The organism is Bifidobacterium sp. LH_743 (genome assembly GCF_056355775.1).
In genome coordinates this window covers 317,122-336,842 of the sequence record NZ_JBKESZ010000001.1, presented here as the reverse complement: position 1 = coordinate 336,842, position 19,721 = coordinate 317,122, and the positions used below count along the sequence as shown (strand labels likewise).

The following is a 19,721-nucleotide window of genomic DNA, read 5'->3' as shown; positions in this document are numbered from 1 at the left end:
TCGTCACAGCCTAGTTGCTGGTCAGGAACGTCTCGTTGCCGCGCGTGAAGTCCAATACCGCACCCGCAAGCTGCACGCAATCATGCAGGCCAGGGTCCTCCGCCACCAATCGCTGAGCTTCGGCCCTGGCGTCCTCGATGATTTTCACATCCTTGACCACGCGCAGCAGCTTCAATCCCGACTTTCCGCCGGATTGCGCGTCGCCGAGCACGTCGCCCGCGCCGCGGAACTCAAGATCGGCCTGCGCGATTTCGGCGCCGTCCAACGTGCCGGAAATCACTTCGAGCCTCTTCGCCGCGTCGCTGCCCTCCGGCGCGCGGGAAATCAGGAACGCGCCCGATTCGGTGCCGCCACGGCCCACACGTCCGCGCAGCTGGTGCAGCTGCGACAATCCATACCGGTCGGCGTCGAAGATCACCATGCAACTGGCCTTCGCCACGTCAACGCCGACTTCGATGACGGTGGTGGCCACCAGAACCGGTGTTTTCCCGGATTCGAAATCGGCCATGACCTGCGTCTTCGTCGCGTCGTCGTCACGTCCGGTCAGCGTGGCTATGCGGATACCGGCGAACTGCGGCAGCGATCGCAATCGTTCCGCGATTTCCGCGACGGCGTGCAATGGCGGCCTTTGCTCGCGCTGCGCATCGTCCTCGCCCAGATCATACATGTCGTCGAACGCGGAACCCACTTCCGCATCATCCGCGCCGGACGCCGTATCCGCGTCCTCGGAATCCGCGTCGATGCGCGGGCAGACCACGTAGGCGCGCTCCCCCGCGTCGATACGACGGCGGATCAGGCCGAACATCTCCGCCATGAGCGATCCGTTCTCCTCCGGCACGATGAAGGTGCGGATCGGCTTGCGGCCGCCCGGCAGCTCGGTGAGCCAGGAGATGTCAAGGCCGCCGAACCAGGTCATGGCGGCGGTGCGCGGAATCGGCGTGGCCGTCATGACCAGCAGATGCGGGGCCGTAAAGCCTTTGCCGTTCAACGATTCGCGCTGCTCCACGCCGAAGCGGTGCTGTTCGTCGATCACCGCCAGCGCGAGGTTGGGTGCCTGGAACGTCTTGGAGAACGCGGCGTGCGTGGCCACCACGATGCACGGCTTGCCGGAGGCGGCCGCGGCAAGCACACGCCGGCGTGCGGCGAGCTTCATGCCGCCGGTGAGCAGCAGCACCGGAATATCGGCTGGCCGGCCAGCCGGATCGGACGGTTGTCCACCGTCCGCCGACGCCGTTCCACCGTCCGCGCCGACTTGTCCACTTTTGTCCACAGCCGCGTTGTGCGTTGTTTTTCCGCCGGATTCCCCGGATTGCGCGCCGCCACGCATACGCTCCACCATGCCGCAAATGCTTTCGTAATGCTGTTCGGCCAGCACCTGCGTCGGCGCCACCAATACCGCCTGTTTGCCGGAGCCGACGGCCTGCATCATCGCGGCGACCGCCACTACGGTCTTGCCGGAGCCGACCTCGCCCTGCAGCAGACGCTGCATGGGGTAATCGCGTGCCATGTCCGAGGAGATGTCGTCGATGACCCGCTGCTGCCCATCCGTCAGCGAGAACGGCAGCGACGCCACGAAATCGTCCTTCAGACGGGTGTCGGCGCAGACCGTCGCTTTGGCCTTGCGTGACGAATCGCGCGACTGCACCAGCGCCGTCTGGCAGACGAGCGCCTCCTCGTAGCGCAATGTCCGCAACGCCTCGTCGAACCGCCGGCGGTCCTGCGGATCGTGGATCGCCATGAACGCCTCGGCGCGGTGCATCAGCCCATGCTCCACGCGGAACCGTTCCGGTATGATGTCCGGAACCGCGACGGCCAGCGCTTCGGTCCTGGCCTCGCGATCGGCTTGTGGAAGGTCGGATTCCCCGCTTTGCGCGTCGGGCGCCTCGTCCTGCCGCATGGTGCCCGCCATCTGGGCCGCCGCGTATTCGTCACCTCGCAGCGCATCCATGCATTTTTCGATCGATTCGTGAATGTGTTCGCTGGAAATCCGCGAATTCGCATGATATACGGGCCTGGGGCGGCACACGTGACGCAACGCCTCCGGAATCGATTCCGCATCGTATTTCAGACTGCCCGTGTGGACGTTCGGCGCGGCGAAATTCCCCGCGAAACCCGCCGTTCCATTGCTTCCGTCGACTCCGCTGCTTTCACCGAAGCCGGTTCCGTCGATTTCGCCGAAGCCGTCGTCCCATTCCGCACGCTCGTCCTCCGTACGCTCGGCAGCCGGATCCACGGTCAGCAGGTCGGGATGCGTGAATTGCAGGCGATCGTTGTATACGCTCGGCTCCCCCGCGACCACCAGCAGCGCGCCCGGACGCAGCTTACGCTGGATCCAATCGACATACGATTTCCGGTAGGAGAAGAACACCAGCGACGCCATGGAAGCGCTCTGCCGCCTGCTTTGCGCGAAATCGCCATCGTCCACGTCGGCGATCAGACGGAATCCGCGCCGGGCCATCGGAAATACGCGCACGTCCCGCACATGCGCGGCGAACGCCATCTTCTCCCCGATTTTCGCTTCGCGCAGCGCCTTCGCCGGCACGGGGTCGGTGACGCGGAACGGATAGTAGGTCAGCGCGTCGCCGACCGACACCACACCCAGCGATTTCAACGCACCGACTCTGCGACGGTTGCTTTCGATAGAAGAAATCGGGGTTTCCAGTGTGGTGCTCATAACACTCCATTGTGTCACGACGGGATGATTGTGCGGCGGGCGGAATTCCCCACCATTGTGAGGCATGCAGAAAACAGAGGCACGGGCAACAGGGGCACAAACAACAGCACCACCGCAGATAAAGCAAAACCCCGGCGGCCGAATCGGCTTACCGGGGTTTCAAGCTGTTATTTCGCGATTCACGCTTCAACGCGCTGAACCTTGCCAGCCTTGATGCACTTCACGCAGACGCGAACGCGAACGTTCTCGCCGTCGATGGTGGTGCGAACCGGCTGCAGGTTCGGGCGGAAGGTGCGCTTATTGCGAATATGTGAGTGCGAAACGGTGAAACCGGTCTGCGGTCCCTTGCCGCACACTGCGCAACGAGCTGCCATAATGGACTCCCTATGATTACTATTGACTTGCAAGTCTGCGCGTTCGATGTCACACAGCGAAGTGCATGGCAGAACACACAACTTCTCAACTATACAACCAGCCCCGGCCAATCGCAAAACCTGTGGATGGAAATCGTATGCGATTCCCCATATTCCGCCGTTTTACGTCAGTCAACATCATCCTTCCACTCCACGCCGTAGCGCAGGCTGACGGACATCGAGGCGACCACGTCGCCACCGCCGCGCATGCCCAGCACCCAAGCCGCGTCATACGCGAGCAGTGGGAAACCGGCGTCGGTCAGCCCTATGGCGGCCCGTGCCAGCACGTTCAGCACAGTATCCGACGGAGCCACGGGCACATTGCCAGCACGCAACGCGGCATGGGCTTCGGCGGGGGTCATATCCGGCGAGGCCAGTCCCATCTGCTGGCTCAACTCGTAGGCCTCATCCTTCGCGGAATGACGGAACGGCGTGCCTCCGCCCACCATCATCGCATAGCAGGCGAGCGCCTCAGGCAGTCGTCCGATCCTCCACAGCGCGTATCCGAGCCGGTAGTACAGCACTTCGCAATCGACCGGCGTCACGGCCAGCTTCAGCGCCTCGACGAGCGTGTCCGCGGTTTTGCCGAAATCCCCGTTCCTCCCGTATACCTGCGAAAGCCCTTCGCGGAGCTGCACACAGGTCGGCCCGAGATCGACGCAGGTCCTGCTTTCCCGTTCGGCCCGTTCGAAATCGCCATTGTCCAGTGCAAGCTCGCCGAGGTTCCGGTGCACGTCGACGATTGCGTCCGGCATTTTCCAGTATCGGGTCCGCTCGTCGCCGTCGAGCAGAGAGACCATCATGCGACTGGCCGGGCGGTTACAATACAGCGGTTTCTCGCCGTTGGAACCGGTTTTCGCCTCAACTGCCTCGCCGAGTTGCGCCAGGGTCGTCTCGAGTTGCAGTTCGGCAACCATCGGCGAGTCCTTGTTTTCCTCGACGATGGCGTCGATGTCGGCGGCGGAGATGGGAACATCCCCTTCGTGCATGACGTCGAGCTCGCATGCGCGGTCCGCACGCAGCAGCCCACGCAACGGTTCCGGCAATTCACGCCGATCCTGCCATACGGGAGTACGGTTTTCCAGGAACACCGCCGGCATGGCGAGCGGTTCGATCGGCGTCAGCGCACGACTGGTGTCGAAATGGCCCGAATAACGCACCGGACGCAGAATATTGAGCAGGGCAAGCGGATCCACGTCCAACGGCACGGCGTCGCAATCGCCCTTCTTCATGGCAGGCAACGCACCCATCATGAACGGCACGCGATCGAAACCCATGGAGATCACGGGGACGCCGTCCGCGTCGCCCACGCAGCCGGTCAAATCGACCTGCGTGAGCCGCACGCTGGACGAGAACGCGCCCCATGCCAGCAGACCAGCCAATCGCACGGCATATGCGGAGACGAAACCGTCGCGATACTGCGGAGCAACCGGCATGACCGACGGCTTCGGAATGCCGTAGCGCACCACCATCACGCCGGTCCGCGCATCCACGTCGAACCGATAGGACAGGCGGAACGGCAGTTCGAGGCCTTCGCAGACGTTGGCGAAGCGGGTGCCGATGTCCCAGTTTCCGCCGCGCGCGGCTTCCACACCGTATAAGGTGCGGAATTCGTTCTCGCCTTCCTGCAATTCGTCGATATCTCGGATCTCCCCGGATACGTTGCGCAGGAATTGTTGCGATTTCGCCAGATAGTAGCGTTCGTCAATCTGCGCGACCGGCACGCCTTCCGCCAGCGCCTCGTGCGCTTCGTCATCGGCGTAGTCGATGCGGTTGAGCGCCGATTCGACCATCTGCAGCACGTCACGCTGCTCTTCGGTGAGCTCGCCGCCGTTGCAGCGGATCCAGAAACGCGTCGAAGTGCTCAGCCTGATCACTTCGAGATCATTTTCGGCAGCGATGTCGCGGATGCGTTGCGCTCCGGCCTCGACCAGCAGCTGGGCGGCGAAGCGCTCGAACGGCGTGGCTTGTTCGGCGTTGTTCGTGGTGCCACGGTAGATGATCATGTCGATCACGTCCGGCAGCGGCTGCTCCAATACCGCCCGTAGCATCCGCACGTTCGCGTCAAGGGAGTTCGGGACCTGCACACCCATGGGTAGGGCTCCTTGTCATATGGCGTCCGCAGGGCGGACTTTGCCATGCGATCGCGATTCGGGAAAAGAACCATCACGGTTCCACAACAGCCGACAGCGGCATCTGCGAAACCGGACATCAGTCTTATCCTACTCGGACGGGCCATGCCATGAAGGTTCCGTCTCACGGAACAACCTGTGACAGACAATGATCCGCATAAATGGAAATGGCGCGGAAACCCATTTATTTCGTATTTTTTCCACACGTCAACTTGTTCATACGATGTTCATGTCGGGCGGCATCCATGACCACAGCGCGCCCATACGATGGCATATGGAATAAGATGAGCCATAAGATTGACATTGAGCCGAAAAGAGTCAACATTGACTGGTACAGCCCCCGAATCGCACGCGACCGCAACAGCACAAACCGCCGTGACTTCCAAGAAAATGACGTCCCGTGAGAAGAAGTGGATCGTCTACGACGTCGGCAATTCCGCGTTCGTGCTGCTGTCCACCGCCGTGGTGCCGATCTACACGAATTCGCTGCTCAAGGCCGCGGGCGAGACGAACATCGTGTCCACCTGGGGCTACGCGCAGACCATCGCGTCGCTCGTCATCGCCGTGCTCATGCCGCTGCTCGGCTCCATCGCGGACGTGCAGGGCATGAAGATCAAGTTCTTCACCGGCTTCTTCCTGACCGGCGTGGTCATGTGCTGCGCGATGGCGCTGCCGCTCGGCTGGCTCGCGTTCCTCATCGTGTGCGTCCTGGCCACCATCGGCCTCAACGGCTCGCTCACCTTCTATGACTCCATGCTGGTGGACACCACCAGCAACGAGCGCATGGACCGCATCTCCTCGCACGGCTACGCGTGGGGCTATATCGGTTCCACCGTGCCGTTCATCGTGTGCATCGCGCTGATCTTCGGCGGTCCGGCGCTGTTCGGCTGGTCGACCGTGGCCTGCACGCGCGCCTCGTTCGTCATCACCGCCGCATGGTGGGTGGCCTTCACCATCCCGCTGCTCACCAGCTACAAGCAGGTGCATTACCGTGCCACCGCGTCCCAGACCGGCGAGGCCATCCGCGGCACGTTCGCGGAACTCGGCTCCACATTCCGCGCGATCCGCAAGAACAAGCCGCTGTGGATGTTCATGATCGCGTTCTTCTTCTACATCGACGCCGTCAACACCGTCATCTCCATGAGCACGTCGTACGGCACGCAGCTGGGCATCGACTCCACGCAGCTGGTCGTGGCGCTGCTCGTCACGCAGTTCGTGGCGTTCCCGAGCGCCATCGTCTACGGCAAGCTGGCCGGCCGCTTCGGCGCGAAAACCATGATCACCGTCGCGGTGGTGGCGTACATGTGCATCGTCTTCTTCGCCGCGTTCTTCCTGCGTTCCGCATTCGAATTCTGGATTCTGGCGATTCTCGTCGGCATGTTCCAAGGCGGCATCCAGGCGCTGTCCCGCTCGTACTACGGCAAGATCATTCCGAAGAAGCACGCCAACGAATACTACGGTTTCTACGACATCTTCGGCAAGACGGCTTCGATCATCGGCACTTTCCTGGTCGCCACGACCACGTCGATCACCGGCAACGCGTCGCTCGGCGTGCTGTCGATCGCCATCCTGCTGGCCGCCGCCCTCGTCTTCCTGCTCCTGCAAAAAGATCCGACCACAGAATCGGCGCGCGGCTGATCGATCCACAGGACCGTCAATGCATCGAACTCATGACGAGCATCCATGCATACAATAGTGATAGCAAGGAGGCCATCAATGCGCATCTTCGATTATTACGAGACCGGCGACGGCGTGAAGGTCACGCACTCCGACGTGACACCGGATCATAACGTCCTTGTCTTCTTCGACAAGGGTGTCCAACATCTTGAAGTGACTATTCCGGAAGGACGCATCGTCGAGAACAAAGGATTCAGCGATAATCAGGCGACGGCATTCCTCATCAGCACGGTCCGTGGCATGAAATCCATCATGGATTATGCTCAACGCGGAGGAGTCAAGCATGCCTGGACTCTATAGAATCAGCGGATTCCTCGTCTATTTCTGGGTCAATGAAAACAACGAACCCATCCACGTGCATGTAGCACGTGGCAAACAATCGCCTTCCGCGGCCAAATTCTGGATTCTTGAAAATGGAGACGTCCGACTGGAGAAGGCATCTCCGGACATGTCCTCCAAAGAAGAGCGAGGCATCGCCGATTTCCTTCGCGCAGTTGCGCCGGACATCGTTGTGGCTTGGCAGGAGGTATTCGGATATGTCCGTTTCCATGACTGAAACACCACTGCACAAATGCGGACGTATCGGCAATTTCGATGTGTACTACAATCCTCTCAACCACCGAGTGATCTGCGAACGCAAAACCGACCTTGCCACCGTGTTGTTTGATTATCCTTCCTTCACGATCGTCCGCAATTGGGACGTCGATGGGCAGGAACTAACGCAGCTGCACCGTCAACTGCAAACGGAGATGCGGTCGGTTTCTTTCGAAGGAGCTGACCACGAAGACGATGCGCGGCTGACAAGATAGATATCAACCAGAATCAAGGCCGAATTGCCGTTCCAGCAGTGTTCGGCCACCGCCGACTGCTGAGGCAATCACAATACGATTGCCGACGTATCAATGCGTGTAAAGTAATGGTCTTCTGATTCATGGTCGATGCAGGCACCGAGATGTCGCTGGACAGCCAAGGACGCGGGATTGTCCTTGCGTACCGACAGGTACGCCTCGCGGATGCCGAACTCATCGCGAGCTTTGAGAAGCACCAACCGCAACCCCTCGGTGGCATAGCCGCGTCCACGCCATTCAGGGGCAATGCCGTAACCAATATGCCCCGCACCAGCCTTCAACGCATCATTGATTTCATGCCGCAGATTGATGATACCGACATACTCGCCACCATCGTTCACCAGGATGTATTTCGTGGCCGGCACCCAGCCAGCCGGCAGACCGACACCGTTCGCCTCATCCTTGAGCCCGCGCACATACATCGCGAATTCGTTTCTCCCCATACCAGCCGCCGGATTCTCAAACCCGTTCTCGTCCGCCGCGAACTTACCAAACAACTCATATGTCCGCTCTGGCTCGCCCAGCCACGCTTCAATCAATCGCATAACGCCGACCATATCATCGTTTGCTTCCGTCATGAACTGTACTATCACGAAGACGCCGTGGCGGAAAACGGCAGTTACCGGAATCGACAGTTACCAATTGGTATGTTATGATGGCATCGTTTGCATAAAGTGATGCAATGAAGCATCACTCAGGCAATGAAGCAGAGAGAGGTAAACGATGTCATTAGTTGATGATTTAGTTACGGCGATGTCCGCATGGCCGGAAGTGGAGGCCATCACATTGGGCGGTTCGCGCGCCACCGGAGACGACGACGGAAAGTCCGACTACGACGTGTATGTGTACGTCACCGCAACCGTGCCGGCGGAGCGCCGACGCCGGTTGCTCGACAAATACTGCGGTCATATGGAAATCGACAACGATTTCTGGGAGACGGAGGACGACTGCACGCTCAACGACGGCGTCGGAATCGACATCCTGTACCGCGATCTGGACCGGTTCTCGGACAACGTCGCCGACGTGGTGGAACGATTCCACGCCAACAACGGCTACACGACATGCATGTGGCACAATCTGCTCACCAGCAAAATCCTGTTCGACCGCGACGGCCGGTACGCCGCGGCCCGCCAGCGTTTCGATGTGCCGTTCCCGGAACCGCTACGGCGCAACATCATCAACCGCAACATGCGCCTGCTCACCGGCAATCTGCCGTCGTATGACAGACAGATCCGCACAGCAGCGAGCCGAGGCGACAAAATCGCCGTCAACCATCGCATCGCCGCGTTCATGGAATCGTATTTCGACGTGGTGTTCGCACTGAACCACCGCACCCATCCCGGCGAGAAGCGCCTCGACAGGATCGCCGAGCGCGATTGCGCCATCCTGCCCGAGGATTTCCGCGCGAATCTCGATACGTTGTTCGATTCCATGTACGCCGATCAGAAGACGTTCAGCGAAACCTTGGGCAGCATCGTCGATAATTTGCAGCAAACCGTCGATGACAGGCTGTGATTTTACAACGAACGCACACTTCCCGCGGAATTCGTGGCATACGGCGCCACACCACGACGGAAGCATCTTGCTTCGCCATCGATATGGCCATCGTCGCCGCCGTCCGGGCTTGGTAGCACGACGGACGGCGGCTTGGACGGGTTCAGAAGACGGATCCAGAAGACAGGTTCAGAAGAAGTTGAGTGCGCGGGCCACTTCGTCGACGATGTCGAACATGGCTTCGCGCGCACGTTCCGGATCGCCCTTGGCTATAGCGTCGGCCACGGCGTCATGCGCGTCCAACGCCGCCGGCTTCGGCTTCATCGGGTATTTGCCGAGTTCCACGCGGCCTCGTAGCACGGTGGCGATGGTATCGGAAAGCGCCGCGAACAGCTCGTTGCCGCTTTCCCGCAGAATCAGAGTATGGAATTCCACATCCAGATAATGGAATTCCGATAGACCGGCGGCACCTTCCTCATTCGATTCCGCAATCCGGCGCATCTGCGCCGCATACACCGGAAACTTCGCCTTGACGTCGATGGAGGCAAGTCGCGCCGCCGAAGCCGCCGCTGCCGGCTCGACCGCCAATCGCAATTCCGTCAACGATGACAGCTGACGCTCACGTTGCGTGGAGTGCAACCGCCATTCGATGACCTGATGGTTGAGCGCCTGCCATTCGGAGAACGGCCGCGCCACCAATCCGACACGACGACGGACCGTCACCGCGCCCATCGATTCCAGCGTTTTCGCCACTTCCCGCGCCACGGTACGCGAGATGCCGAAACGGTTCTGCACGTCTTCCAACGTCTTGCTCTCGCCGGCCGCCCATTTGCCGTCCAGCATTTCGATGGCCAGCGTGCGGCTTACGGCGTCCTGCAGCAGTTCTCCACCGGTTGCGGATTCAGCCATCCAGATCCCTCCTGATTCGCCCGCGATTCGCGCATTTCCGTTTCTCGACACGCCGACACGTCCGCCATCGACCGATTCCGTCGACGACCGATTCGCCTGGTTCGCGCGACTTGCCGCCGTTTTGTACTACCTACAGCATAGCAAGTCGCATGTTTTTTCGAATTCGTAGTACTTTTTATTTGACTCGTACTACTTTTCGATTTATAGTGATGCCATCACCGATGCGAGGAGGCACCGGAACAACAGGTTCAAGGAGGACGACATGAGCATTCACGTGGTGGTGATGGGTGTCGCTGGATGCGGCAAATCCACTGTGGCGGAAGCCATCCACGAACGTCTCGGATACGTATACGCGGAAGGCGACGACTTCCACCCGCAGGCCAACATCGACAAGATGAGCGCCGGCATTCCACTGACCGACGAGGACCGCTGGCCGTGGCTGAAGGTCATCAACACCTGGATGGTGGCGCGCGATGCGCTGGACGAGAACACCGTGGTCTCCAGCTCCGCGCTGAAACGCAGCTATCGTGAGGTGCTCGCCAAGGACGTGCCCACGTTCTTCATCCACCTGACCGGATCCCAGGAACTCATCCAGCAACGCCTCAACGAGCGCAAGGGGCACTTCATGCCGCCGGCGCTGCTGCCCAGCCAATTCGCCATTCTGGAGCCGCTCCAGCCGGATGAGAACGGCGTGGAGGTCTCCATCGAAGGCAGCGTCGAGGACATGGTGGAACGTGCCATCGCGGCGGTGAACGAATACGCGGCAAAGGTGGCCGCGCAATCGCAGGAACAGGCCGCCTAGGACAGACGTCCACGGCACGAATCGCAAAATCGAAAATCGCAGGAAATTCAACGGGTCAAGGAGGATTCATGAATCTCATCGCAGCGGCGGTCATCGGCATCGCCGTCATCGTGCTTCTCATCGCGGTATGCAAGGTGCATCCGTTCCTTTCGCTGCTCGCCGGATCGTTCGTCATGGCCGTATGCGCCGGCGTACAATTCGACAAGGCGTTCGACAGCTTCACATCCGGCGTCGGCTCCACAATCTCCAATGTGGGCCTGCTCATAGCGTTCGGCTCGATCATCGGCACGATTCTGTTCAAATCGGGCGGAGCCGACACCATCGTCGACACCATCATGGCCAAGACGCCGCTACAGCTTCTGCCATGGGCCATGGCGCTGATCGCCTTCATCGTGGGCATTCCGATGTTCTTCGAGGTCGGCGTGGTCATTCTCATCCCGGTCGTGCTGTTCGCCGCCCGTCGCGCCAAGTCCCCGGTTGTGTTGCTCGGCATTCCGGCCCTCGCCGGCCTGTCCACGCTGCATGCCTTCATACCGCCGCATCCCGGCCCGCTCACCGCCATCGGAGCGTTGAACGCGAATCTCGGCATCACCCTGGCGCTCGGCCTGATCGTGGCCATTCCGACCGTCATCATCGCCGGCCCGCTGTTCGGCAGGCTCGCCGCCAAGTGGGTGCCGATCGCAGCTCCGGAGAACCAGGCTGAGGCCGAAGCACCAAAGTCGGCCGAGCATCGTCCGTCCTTCGGCACCGCGCTTTCCGTGATCCTGCTGCCTGTGGTGCTGATGCTCGCCGCGTCCGTGGTGGATCTCATCGGCCAGAGCGGCACCGCATGGGGCCGCGTGGTCGCCTTCCTGGGAACGCCGTTGGTGGCGCTGCTCATCACCACGATCTTCGCCATGGTGGTCCTCGGCTATATGCAGAAGTTCTCCCGCGACGCCGTCAACGGCATGGTCGGGCAATCCTTCGGCTCCGTGGCCGGCATCATCCTGATCGTCGCCGCAGGCGGCGGTTTCAAGCAGACGCTGGTCGATTCCGGCATCGGCGACGTGATTGCCAATTCCATCACCGAATCCGCCATGAACCCGCTGATCGCCGGTTGGCTGGTGGCCGTGCTCATCCGTCTCGCCACCGGTTCGGCAACCGTGGCCACCGTCACCGCATCCGGCATCATGGTGCCGCTCGCCGCCGGCATGAGTCCAACCCATCTGGCACTGCTGGTGCTGGCCATCGGCGCAGGATCCGTGTTCTTCTCGCATCTCAACGACGCCGGCTTCTGGCTGGTCAAGGAATATTTCGGCATGACCGTGGGCCAGACGCTGAAGACCTGGTCGCTGATGGAGACCATCCTGTCCGTGACCGGCCTGGGCTGCGTGATGCTGCTTTCGCTGGTGCTGTGACCATACCGGGAACAGCCTCCAGAATCGCAATCACAAGCACAAACGCATAACCGGCATAACCGAATCTTGCCGTCCGCAAGGTCTTCCGTCATCTTCTTTTTCACGTTGCGGAGGACGCGGAAAGCCTGCGGACGGCGTCAAAACCTATCAAATCGCACATTTTTTTTTCGCAGAAATTCATAAAAAATCGTAGAAATTCGTAGAAAGAAGCACATCATGCAGTTGGGAATGATCGGACTGGGCCGAATGGGTGGCAATATGGCGAAACGCATCGCCGCCGCGGGACACGAGGTGGTCGGCTACGACCGCTCCCCCGAATCGGACCGCACCGTGTCCAGTCTTGAGGAATTGGTGTCCGCGCTCAAGGCCCCACGCCTCGTATGGGTGATGGTGCCCGCCGGAGATGCGACCGACAGCACCATCGACGAGCTTGCCGGATTGCTGGATCCCGACGATATGATCATCGATGGAGGCAATTCGCACTACACCGATGATGCACGGCACGCGGCCGAATTGGAGACGAAAGGCATCCATTTCATGGATTGCGGCGTGTCCGGAGGTGTGTGGGGCATTGACCGCGGCTACGCGCTCATGGTGGGCGGCAGCCAGGAGGATTTCGATAGGGCACGCCCGATTTTCGAGGCCCTCAAGCCCGAAGGCGATTCAGGACTGGTATTGGCCGGCCCGGTGGGCGGCGGCCACTTCGCGAAAATGGTGCACAACGGCATCGAATACGGCATGATGCAGGCGTTCGGCGAGGGTTTCGCCACCATGGTGAAGTCGCAGCTCATCGAAGACCCGGCGGCCGTGATGTCGTCCTGGCGCGAAGGATCCGTCGTGCAATCCTGGCTGCTGGACCTGCTGGCCATCGCGTTCAAGGCGGATCCGACGCTTGAATCCATGCCGCCGGTAGCCAACGAATCCGGCGAGGCGAAGTGGATGATCGAAGCGGCGCTCGAACTTGGCGTGCCGACCCCGGCCACCGCCGCCGCACTGTACGCCCGCCAAGCCTCACGTGGCGGAGCCGACGACATCCTGCGCGTCGTGTCCACCATGCGCGCCCAATTCGGCGGCCACGTCACCAAAATCGACGAAATCGCCACGCACTGACCATATGTGAGTACAGTGCAAATGCGGACGGAGCGCAATGGACGCACTCCGTCCGTATCATACCCACGCACCGCCCGCATTGCACCAGACGGACCTTGCCGGAACCGCGAATCGCACCGATTCCGGATGAATTCAATCGAAAAACGCCGTTTGAAGGCATTTGCCCCAAACGGCGTTCACGTTATCTATTCAGGCGATTAGCGGCATGCGGCCCATCACCTAACAGCCCATCGGCTTCAGCGGCCGTAAACCTCGTGCACGAAACGCTCAAGCGCCGCGATGGAACGCTTCACCTTGTCGGTGTCGATGCAGTACGCCATGCGGAAGTAGCCGGGCACACCGAAGCTATCGGACGGCACGAGGATCAGGTCGTAATCCTTGGCCTTCATGCAGAACGCGTTCGCATCCTCCTCCAACGCCTTCGGGAAGATGTAGAACGTGCCGCCAGGACGTACCACGTCGAAACCCAGACGGGTCAGCGCGTCGTACAGCAGGTTCATGTTGGTCTCGTACACGGACAGGTCGCTCGTCTCGTCCACCACCTTGGCCACGGCCAGCTGCGCGGTGGAAGACGGGCAGTTGTGGCCGGTTCCGCGGCTGATCTGTCCGCACATCGGCACAATCAGCTCGGCGTCGGTAGCGCGCGGATTCACGGCCACATAGCCGATGCGCTCGCCCGGCAGCGACAGGGACTTCGAATACGAATAGCAGGAGAGCGTATTGTCGTAGAACTTGCTCGGATACGGCTGCTCGCCGCCGTCGAACACGATCTCGCGGTACGGTTCGTCGGAGATCAGGAAGATGTCGTGGCCGTACTCGGCCTGCTTGGCGTTGAGCACCTCGGCCAGACGGGTCAGCGTCTCGGCGGAGTAGACCGCGCCGGACGGATTATTCGGAGTGTTGATGAGTACCGCCGCGGTTCCCGGATTCAGCGCCTTTTCGAAGGCCTCGAAGTTGATCTGGAAGTTCTCGGTGTCCGCGGGCACCACGGTCAGATGCGCGCCGGTGCCGTTCACATACGGCTGGTATTCCGGGAAATATGGGGCGAAGGTGATCACCTCGTCACCCGGCTTGGTCACCACGCGCAGCGCGTGCGCCAACGCGCCTGCCGCGCCCGTGGTCGGGAAGATGTAATCGGCCGTGTAATCCATGCCGAAGCGGCGGTTGAGGCTTTCGGCGATCGCCTTGCGCACCGACGGGATGCCCAGGGACGGCGAATAACCGTGCAGCGCCACCGGCTCAGCCGTCTTGTACAAATCGATTACGGCGTCCGTGTAGTCCTGCGGGCACGGCACGCTCGGGTTGCCCAGCGAATAGTCGAACACGTTCTCATAGCCGATTTCGGCGCCGCGCGCGGTCGCGTATTCGCTCAGCTCGCGGATCACGGATTTGCCGCCGAGCATGGCCTTGTAGGCTTCGTTGATCATGGAACAACCTCCCTGTCGTGCTGTTACGTGCGCCGAAGAGCGCCCGCCGCGCCCTGGAAGGGCGTCGCTACAGACTTTCTACCACCGAAAAGTCACGACATGCGGCGCAACGTTCACTGTTCGGCTTGCCGCGGGCGTGCCTTCTGCCCACATCCGCCGCCCGTCGTCTACTTCCGCTGCGCGTCGCCGTCGGCTTCGTCCTGTGCGTCCTGCCCCGCCACGAAGCCGCTGCTGAAGATGCGCTTCCAGTACCCCAGCATGTCGGTTTTGGACATGGACATGAACAGGCCCGTGGCCAACACCGCCAGATCCTCGTTGAACACGGCGTCCATCGGCAGCTGCTCGTGCAGTTTCGGCCAGCGGCGGAGCACCGCGAGCATGCCTCCGACGGTGAAGTCGAGCATGAGGTCGGTTTTCAGGTCGAGATGGTCCGCATCAAGTCCCAGCACGGAGATCAGGGTGAGCCTGCCGAATTCCCGCATCGATTCGACCAATTCCGGCGAACTGTGCGGGCCGGCCAGCAGTGCGAGCCGGTCGAGCCGTTGGCGTTGTTCGGGATCACGCAGCAACGCGGTCACATGCTTGCGCCATTCGGTGTCGGGGTTGAAGCTCGCATCGGGCGTGCCAGGCATCGGCGTGTTCTCCACGGCATGCAAAATGGCGGAGTCGGCGAGCTCTGGCAGCCCCGCGAAATGGTAATAGAAGGAATTGCGATTCACCCCTGCCGTCCGCACGATGTCGGTGACGGTGATTTTGCGGTATTCCCGCTCAGAAAGCAGTTCCCAGAACGCGTTTTCGAGACGTTCCTTCGCGGGCAGGATCTCCGAATCGTGGCGTGGACGTGGCATGGTCTCCCCTTGTGGACAGTCGCTTCATATACGCAACACATACGCAACGCGAATTACTATACAGGCTGTCTAGAACAAATTGCACACCATGTCGCATTTATGACGATCGACGGCGGACGTTTTCGTCCCGTCACATCATCGCCCGCGACCATTCACTTGCGCCGCACTTTCGGATTGCGGGCGAGCGCGGCCTGCAGCATAATCGCCAGCGCCTGGTTCAGATTGCGCCGGTCCTCGCCGCTCAATCCAACATAGGTGCCAAGCATTTCGGGAATGACCTTCGGACCGGCCGCCATCATCGCGGATATGCTGCCCGCGCCGGAAGCCTCAAGCACCGCGAACAACGCGTCCACCGCGCGTTCCCGCTGCTCCTTGGACAGGTTGGACAGCCATTTGTTCAGCGCCTTGTTGAAAGTGACCGAGCTGCTGGCCACATCCTCCACCTTGTCGAATTCATCGCCATGCATCCGCCAGGAGAACGCGAAATGCTGCATGATGCCTTCCACGTCGGATTTCACCACAATGCAGCGCTCCTGGGTTTCCAACACCATGCCCACCACCGACGAGTCCGGCACGATTTTGACGATGCGGCTGCTGACACTCGAGTATTCGAAACTGTTCACCACGGCTTCGGGGAAGCCGGGACCATCCAGCGAATAGATGCGTTCGATGCGGTCCTTCACCCCGTCCGCGGCGTTCATCGCCGCATAAACGGCCAGATTGCCGCCTTTGGAATGGCCGGTGAGCACGATCGGAACATCCTTCCACAACGCGGCCACCCTGGCCAGGTAGTCGGCAGCGGTCACCTGCGCCGGCACCGGGTATTGGAAGGCCATGTTGAAGTCCTCCTTCCAACCCACAAGCGAATCGTCGGTACCGCGGAACGCCACAACCAGCATGCCGGACGGCAGACGATAGGTCACGGCGGCGAACTGCGTCTGCTCATCGCCGTCGAACTGCTCGAGAAAAGCGCCCATCTCAATGCCGGAAAAACGCGGATTCGCGGCGATGGCATGGTAGAAGTCGTGCGTCACCTGCGGATCGACCAAGCCCACATTCTCAACGTTATGGTCGGGCACCGCGCTTCCGTGGTGCAGCTCGTCGTCGGCGCGCGCGATCGTCACACCGTCGAATGGGGGCTTTCGCAGCATCCGCACGGAACGTATCGGATGGCGCGGGTCGAATTCCTTCACACGATCATGCAGCGTGCCGTACCGCGATTCGACGTCGTCAAGCCGCGGCACGCATTCCGGCACGTCGTCGTACGAAAGCTGCGCGAGCACAAGCGCGTCGGCCTCGCGGAAGGCAAGCGCGTCGAAATCACGCGTCTCCGTGCGTGCGTAATCGATGATGTTGCCCATCGCACACCCCTTTCGCAGCTGTCGGCATTCCGCATTCCATTATGCGTCCAAATTATGCGTCCGCATCGTCCATCCTACGTCGGCGAATGGGAACGCATCCGGGTCATTGGCGACCCAGCCCCTCCATTGCACTTCTTATGTGTCATTTGCGCGGCACTTATGTGTCACGACCCCATTTTTTGCGACTTTTTCAGAATCGTGACACATTTTCCCACACACATGCACCCTCTAACTGCGATTAAAAGCTAGGAATCACCAATTCGGGGGCATAGATTCGGTAGTAGATTTGTCACGATTCCATTTTTCGCGATTTTTTCAGAATCGTGACACATGAATCGGCTGAAATGCGTCCCAGCAACCGCACCAACCAGCCGTCGCCTCCGCCCATGACTCCGCCCCGGCAATCACCTCAGCCTTCAGCCCGTCTCAGCCAGCCTCGGCACTCAGCCCTCGCGCACCGCCTTCGCCGCGCTGGCCGGAATCGCCTTGATCACGGCCTTGATGAGCCCGCGCGTCTCCCGATCGGTGTTGCGCGCCGCCTCCACGATCTTCGGCAGCGAATCCGTCCAATGCTCCACCAGATCGGCGATATTGCCATATCCCGCCGCTGCGAAGATTCCGTAGATCTGGTCGATGGCGCGCTCACGCTGCTCCTGGCTTACGGTGTCAAGCCACCCATCGATGGTCCGCTTGATGAGCTGCGCGCCGGCAGTCAGCTCGTCCACCTGCTCGAAATCGCCGTTTTCCGCCACTTGCCAGCTGTTTCCCATGTGCTGCATGATACCGATGGCATCCGCTTTGACGATGCGTACCGTCGCGTTCGATTGCAGCAGCATGCCCACGACGGACGATTCGGGCACGGTTTTGCGGATACGCGATTCGATTGCACGGTACGCCTGACCGCGCACCGCCGATTCCGGAAGGCCCGGCCCGTCATGGGAGAAGATATGGGAGATCCGTCCGTTGCGCCCCCGCACTTGTCCACCCAATGAAGGCAGCAGACCAAGCCGCCGCGCACGTTCGCCGGCCACCTCGATGTCGTCGTGCGCGATCCGCATGGCCGCATACACGGCCATATTGCCGCCTTTCGAATGCCCACCAAGCATGACCGCGGGCGAATCGCCCGAGGAAAGAAATCCTTCCGACCTGTCCAGAATCGAGTTCACATACCGATACGCGGATTCCTGGGATGGCACCGGGCATCGCACCGCCATATTGAAATCCTCTTTCCATCCGACGAGCGTGCCATCGGTGCCGCGGAAGGCGACATACAGCGAATCGGCGGGCCCGCAACCCACGTCGAATGTCATCGCGGCGAACTGCTGCTGCTCGCGCTCGCTCAACCGTTCCGCGTACTCGCCGACACGCAACGCACGAAAACGCGGCGATTCGCAGACGGCGCGCAGCAACGCAAGCCGATACTCGTTCATATCGGAGGAATTAGAGACAAACATGTCGGCATAGCTTTCGGCACGCAGCAGCTCGCGGATTGGCAACGTCGCCACCGATCTCGCCTCGCCGAACGCCGAAACCAAGCCGGAAAGCCGCATGTAGGACAATTCGGACAACACCAGCGAATCGACATCGCCGAACGGCAGCTCCGCGAATCCACGGAATTCCCGCCGCACATAATCCACGATATTGCCCATGCCGCACCCCTTTCGCCGGCCAACGCATCCTTCGGAATCCATTATGCTCCGCTACGACGGGACGACCGGCCATCATCTAGCCATCACCTAACCATCCCAGTCATCACGGCAGCCGGCGAATCAGGAGTCATCCAGCCAATCGCAAGCGTCGCGCAACGGGCCATGTGTAGACTAGGCAGCCATGGATCCAGTTGAAATTCTCACGCACTGGCTTGCCAAAAACTACAGCAAGCTCATCCTGCTCGCCGTCGTGCTCGCCGTCGCCGCGCTCATAGACAAGGCGCTCACCAAGGTGGTGCGCCGCGTACTGGACAAATCGCAGGTGCCGAACGCGTCCATCTTCGTCAACATCCTGCGCGTGGTGGTGTGGGCATTCGCCATCGGCACGCTGCTGCAACCGGTGTTCGGCATCAATCCGACCACCCTGTTCACGGCGCTTGGCATTGGCGGTCTCGCGGTCTCGCTTGGCTTGAAGGACACGATCGCCAACGTGATCGGCGGCTTCGGCCTCATGCTCGGCCGCGTCATCCAGCCGGGCGACTACGTCAAAGTGGCGGGCGTCGCAGGCACCGTCAAGGACATCAACTGGCGTCAGACCATCGTCCGCGAGCGCAACGGCAACGAAATGGTCATTCCGAACTCCATACTGAACACCGCCTCGCTGGAGAAGGTCACCCCGTCGAACGAGGGTCTGGTGCAGGTGCCGTTCACCGCAAAAGCCGATGCCGATGTGGAACGCATGAAGGCCGACATCGTGGAAGTCGTGACGCAGGCCACCACCGAGTTCGCCGATCCGGAATACAAACCGGTGGTGAAGCTCAACGGGTTCACCCCGTACGGCATCGACGGCACGATCTACATACACGCGAAGAGGAATCTGCTGCCGTCCACCATGGCTGACGCGGTGGCGCAGGCGATTGCGCACTCCGATTATCTCGAACATCGCGCGGTCAGCGGCGATTCGGAATGAGCGGACGCAG

The 19,721-nt window shown here is 60.9% G+C and carries 18 protein-coding genes; 9 read left to right on the top strand and 9 right to left on the bottom strand.

The annotated features are described in order from the left end of the window. Positions 1 to 10 precede the first annotated feature (10 nt). The 3 genes from AC1ATL_RS01325 to AC1ATL_RS01315 form a co-directional block, all read right to left on the bottom strand. Entirely contained in the window at positions 11 to 2,674 is a 2,664-nt protein-coding gene (locus AC1ATL_RS01325) for an ATP-dependent DNA helicase RecG (RefSeq protein WP_476567882.1), read from the bottom strand. 179 nt (positions 2,675 to 2,853) lie between these two features. Next, positions 2,854 to 3,048, bottom strand: coding sequence for a 50S ribosomal protein L28 (gene rpmB / locus AC1ATL_RS01320; protein ID WP_003807649.1), 195 nt, complete (start codon positions 3,046 to 3,048; stop codon positions 2,854 to 2,856). Positions 3,049 to 3,215: 167 nt separating this feature from the next. Continuing rightward, positions 3,216 to 5,180, bottom strand: a complete 1,965-nt coding sequence (locus tag AC1ATL_RS01315; RefSeq protein WP_476567879.1) for a tetratricopeptide repeat protein — start codon at positions 5,178 to 5,180, stop codon at positions 3,216 to 3,218. Between the two features lie 429 nt (positions 5,181 to 5,609). Between AC1ATL_RS01315 and AC1ATL_RS01310 the strand changes: the two genes are divergently transcribed. From AC1ATL_RS01310 to AC1ATL_RS01295, 4 genes are all read left to right on the top strand, one after another. Beyond that, positions 5,610 to 6,857, top strand: coding sequence for an MFS transporter (locus AC1ATL_RS01310; RefSeq protein ID WP_432623000.1), 1,248 nt, complete (start codon positions 5,610 to 5,612; stop codon positions 6,855 to 6,857). 78 nt (positions 6,858 to 6,935) lie between these two features. Then, positions 6,936 to 7,196, top strand: a complete 261-nt coding sequence (locus AC1ATL_RS01305) for a hypothetical protein (RefSeq protein ID WP_476567877.1) — start codon at positions 6,936 to 6,938, stop codon at positions 7,194 to 7,196. Beyond that, positions 7,156 to 7,452 carry a DUF4160 domain-containing protein gene (locus tag AC1ATL_RS01300; protein ID WP_476567875.1) on the top strand — a complete coding sequence of 99 codons (297 nt, stop codon included), beginning with the start codon at positions 7,156 to 7,158 and terminating at the stop codon, positions 7,450 to 7,452. The genes AC1ATL_RS01305 and AC1ATL_RS01300 overlap by 41 nt, the downstream gene beginning before the upstream one ends. Beyond that, complete coding sequence (locus AC1ATL_RS01295; RefSeq protein ID WP_476567873.1) at positions 7,445 to 7,705, top strand: hypothetical protein; 261 nt, start codon at positions 7,445 to 7,447, stop codon at positions 7,703 to 7,705. The genes AC1ATL_RS01300 and AC1ATL_RS01295 overlap by 8 nt, the downstream gene beginning before the upstream one ends. A 68-nt stretch (positions 7,706 to 7,773) precedes the next feature. Here AC1ATL_RS01295 and AC1ATL_RS01290 read toward each other — a convergent pair whose 3' ends face one another. Next, positions 7,774 to 8,289, bottom strand: a complete 516-nt coding sequence (locus tag AC1ATL_RS01290; protein WP_476568350.1) for a GNAT family N-acetyltransferase — start codon at positions 8,287 to 8,289, stop codon at positions 7,774 to 7,776. Positions 8,290 to 8,467: 178 nt separating this feature from the next. Here AC1ATL_RS01290 and AC1ATL_RS01285 point away from each other — a divergent pair, with 178 nt between their 5' ends. Further along, positions 8,468 to 9,259, top strand: coding sequence for a DUF4037 domain-containing protein (locus tag AC1ATL_RS01285; RefSeq protein WP_476567871.1), 792 nt, complete (start codon positions 8,468 to 8,470; stop codon positions 9,257 to 9,259). A 168-nt stretch (positions 9,260 to 9,427) separates the two neighbouring features. On the opposite strand, the gene AC1ATL_RS01280 is transcribed toward AC1ATL_RS01285, so the two are convergent. Then, the gene (locus AC1ATL_RS01280; protein WP_476567869.1) at positions 9,428 to 10,147 is read right to left on the bottom strand and encodes a FadR/GntR family transcriptional regulator; all 720 of its coding nucleotides are present in this window, start codon (positions 10,145 to 10,147) and stop codon (positions 9,428 to 9,430) included. Positions 10,148 to 10,409: 262 nt separating this feature from the next. Here AC1ATL_RS01280 and AC1ATL_RS01275 point away from each other — a divergent pair, with 262 nt between their 5' ends. The 3 genes from AC1ATL_RS01275 to gnd all read left to right on the top strand — a co-directional run bounded on the left by AC1ATL_RS01275 (position 10,410) and on the right by gnd (position 13,456). After that, a complete protein-coding gene (locus AC1ATL_RS01275; protein WP_476567867.1) occupies positions 10,410 to 10,949 on the top strand; it encodes a gluconokinase in 540 nt (179 codons plus the stop codon). Positions 10,950 to 11,017: 68 nt separating this feature from the next. After that, entirely contained in the window at positions 11,018 to 12,346 is a 1,329-nt protein-coding gene (locus tag AC1ATL_RS01270; protein WP_476567865.1) for a GntP family permease, read from the top strand. Between the two features lie 216 nt (positions 12,347 to 12,562). Next, the gene (gene gnd / locus AC1ATL_RS01265; protein ID WP_476567863.1) at positions 12,563 to 13,456 is read left to right on the top strand and encodes a phosphogluconate dehydrogenase (NAD(+)-dependent, decarboxylating); all 894 of its coding nucleotides are present in this window, start codon (positions 12,563 to 12,565) and stop codon (positions 13,454 to 13,456) included. A 236-nt stretch (positions 13,457 to 13,692) separates the two neighbouring features. Here the strand turns inward: gnd and AC1ATL_RS01260 are convergent, their stop codons facing one another. From AC1ATL_RS01260 to AC1ATL_RS01245, 4 genes are all read right to left on the bottom strand, one after another. Continuing rightward, complete coding sequence (locus AC1ATL_RS01260; protein ID WP_432624572.1) at positions 13,693 to 14,883, bottom strand: pyridoxal phosphate-dependent aminotransferase; 1,191 nt, start codon at positions 14,881 to 14,883, stop codon at positions 13,693 to 13,695. Between the two features lie 167 nt (positions 14,884 to 15,050). Further along, a complete protein-coding gene (locus AC1ATL_RS01255; RefSeq protein WP_476567861.1) occupies positions 15,051 to 15,731 on the bottom strand; it encodes a TetR/AcrR family transcriptional regulator in 681 nt (226 codons plus the stop codon). Positions 15,732 to 15,883: 152 nt separating this feature from the next. Continuing rightward, positions 15,884 to 17,092, bottom strand: a complete 1,209-nt coding sequence (locus AC1ATL_RS01250; protein ID WP_476567859.1) for a DUF2974 domain-containing protein — start codon at positions 17,090 to 17,092, stop codon at positions 15,884 to 15,886. A gap of 443 nt (positions 17,093 to 17,535) precedes the next feature. Then, complete coding sequence (locus AC1ATL_RS01245) at positions 17,536 to 18,741, bottom strand: DUF2974 domain-containing protein (protein WP_476567857.1); 1,206 nt, start codon at positions 18,739 to 18,741, stop codon at positions 17,536 to 17,538. A gap of 181 nt (positions 18,742 to 18,922) precedes the next feature. Here AC1ATL_RS01245 and AC1ATL_RS01240 point away from each other — a divergent pair, with 181 nt between their 5' ends. Further along, entirely contained in the window at positions 18,923 to 19,711 is a 789-nt protein-coding gene (locus AC1ATL_RS01240; protein ID WP_476567855.1) for a mechanosensitive ion channel family protein, read from the top strand. The last annotated feature ends 10 nt before the right edge of the window (positions 19,712 to 19,721 follow it).

Excerpts from the sequence above, each read along its gene's own strand:
- AC1ATL_RS01325 (WP_476567882.1), bottom strand. The coding sequence starts at position 2,674 with ATGAGCACCACACTGGAAACCCCGATTTCTTCTATCGAAAGCAACCGT.
- rpmB (WP_003807649.1), bottom strand. The coding sequence starts at position 3,048 with ATGGCAGCTCGTTGCGCAGTGTGCGGCAAGGGACCGCAGACCGGTTTC.
- AC1ATL_RS01315 (WP_476567879.1), bottom strand. The coding sequence starts at position 5,180 with ATGGGTGTGCAGGTCCCGAACTCCCTTGACGCGAACGTGCGGATGCTA.
- AC1ATL_RS01310 (WP_432623000.1), top strand. The coding sequence starts at position 5,610 with ATGACGTCCCGTGAGAAGAAGTGGATCGTCTACGACGTCGGCAATTCC.
- AC1ATL_RS01305 (WP_476567877.1), top strand. The coding sequence starts at position 6,936 with ATGCGCATCTTCGATTATTACGAGACCGGCGACGGCGTGAAGGTCACG.
- AC1ATL_RS01300 (WP_476567875.1), top strand. The coding sequence starts at position 7,156 with ATGCTCAACGCGGAGGAGTCAAGCATGCCTGGACTCTATAGAATCAGC.
- AC1ATL_RS01295 (WP_476567873.1), top strand. The coding sequence starts at position 7,445 with ATGACTGAAACACCACTGCACAAATGCGGACGTATCGGCAATTTCGAT.
- AC1ATL_RS01290 (WP_476568350.1), bottom strand. The coding sequence starts at position 8,289 with ATGCGATTGATTGAAGCGTGGCTGGGCGAGCCAGAGCGGACATATGAG.
- AC1ATL_RS01285 (WP_476567871.1), top strand. The coding sequence starts at position 8,468 with ATGTCATTAGTTGATGATTTAGTTACGGCGATGTCCGCATGGCCGGAA.
- AC1ATL_RS01280 (WP_476567869.1), bottom strand. The coding sequence starts at position 10,147 with ATGGCTGAATCCGCAACCGGTGGAGAACTGCTGCAGGACGCCGTAAGC.
- AC1ATL_RS01275 (WP_476567867.1), top strand. The coding sequence starts at position 10,410 with ATGAGCATTCACGTGGTGGTGATGGGTGTCGCTGGATGCGGCAAATCC.
- AC1ATL_RS01270 (WP_476567865.1), top strand. The coding sequence starts at position 11,018 with ATGAATCTCATCGCAGCGGCGGTCATCGGCATCGCCGTCATCGTGCTT.
- gnd (WP_476567863.1), top strand. The coding sequence starts at position 12,563 with ATGCAGTTGGGAATGATCGGACTGGGCCGAATGGGTGGCAATATGGCG.
- AC1ATL_RS01260 (WP_432624572.1), bottom strand. The coding sequence starts at position 14,883 with ATGATCAACGAAGCCTACAAGGCCATGCTCGGCGGCAAATCCGTGATC.
- AC1ATL_RS01255 (WP_476567861.1), bottom strand. The coding sequence starts at position 15,731 with ATGCCACGTCCACGCCACGATTCGGAGATCCTGCCCGCGAAGGAACGT.
- AC1ATL_RS01250 (WP_476567859.1), bottom strand. The coding sequence starts at position 17,092 with ATGGGCAACATCATCGATTACGCACGCACGGAGACGCGTGATTTCGAC.
- AC1ATL_RS01245 (WP_476567857.1), bottom strand. The coding sequence starts at position 18,741 with ATGGGCAATATCGTGGATTATGTGCGGCGGGAATTCCGTGGATTCGCG.
- AC1ATL_RS01240 (WP_476567855.1), top strand. The coding sequence starts at position 18,923 with ATGGATCCAGTTGAAATTCTCACGCACTGGCTTGCCAAAAACTACAGC.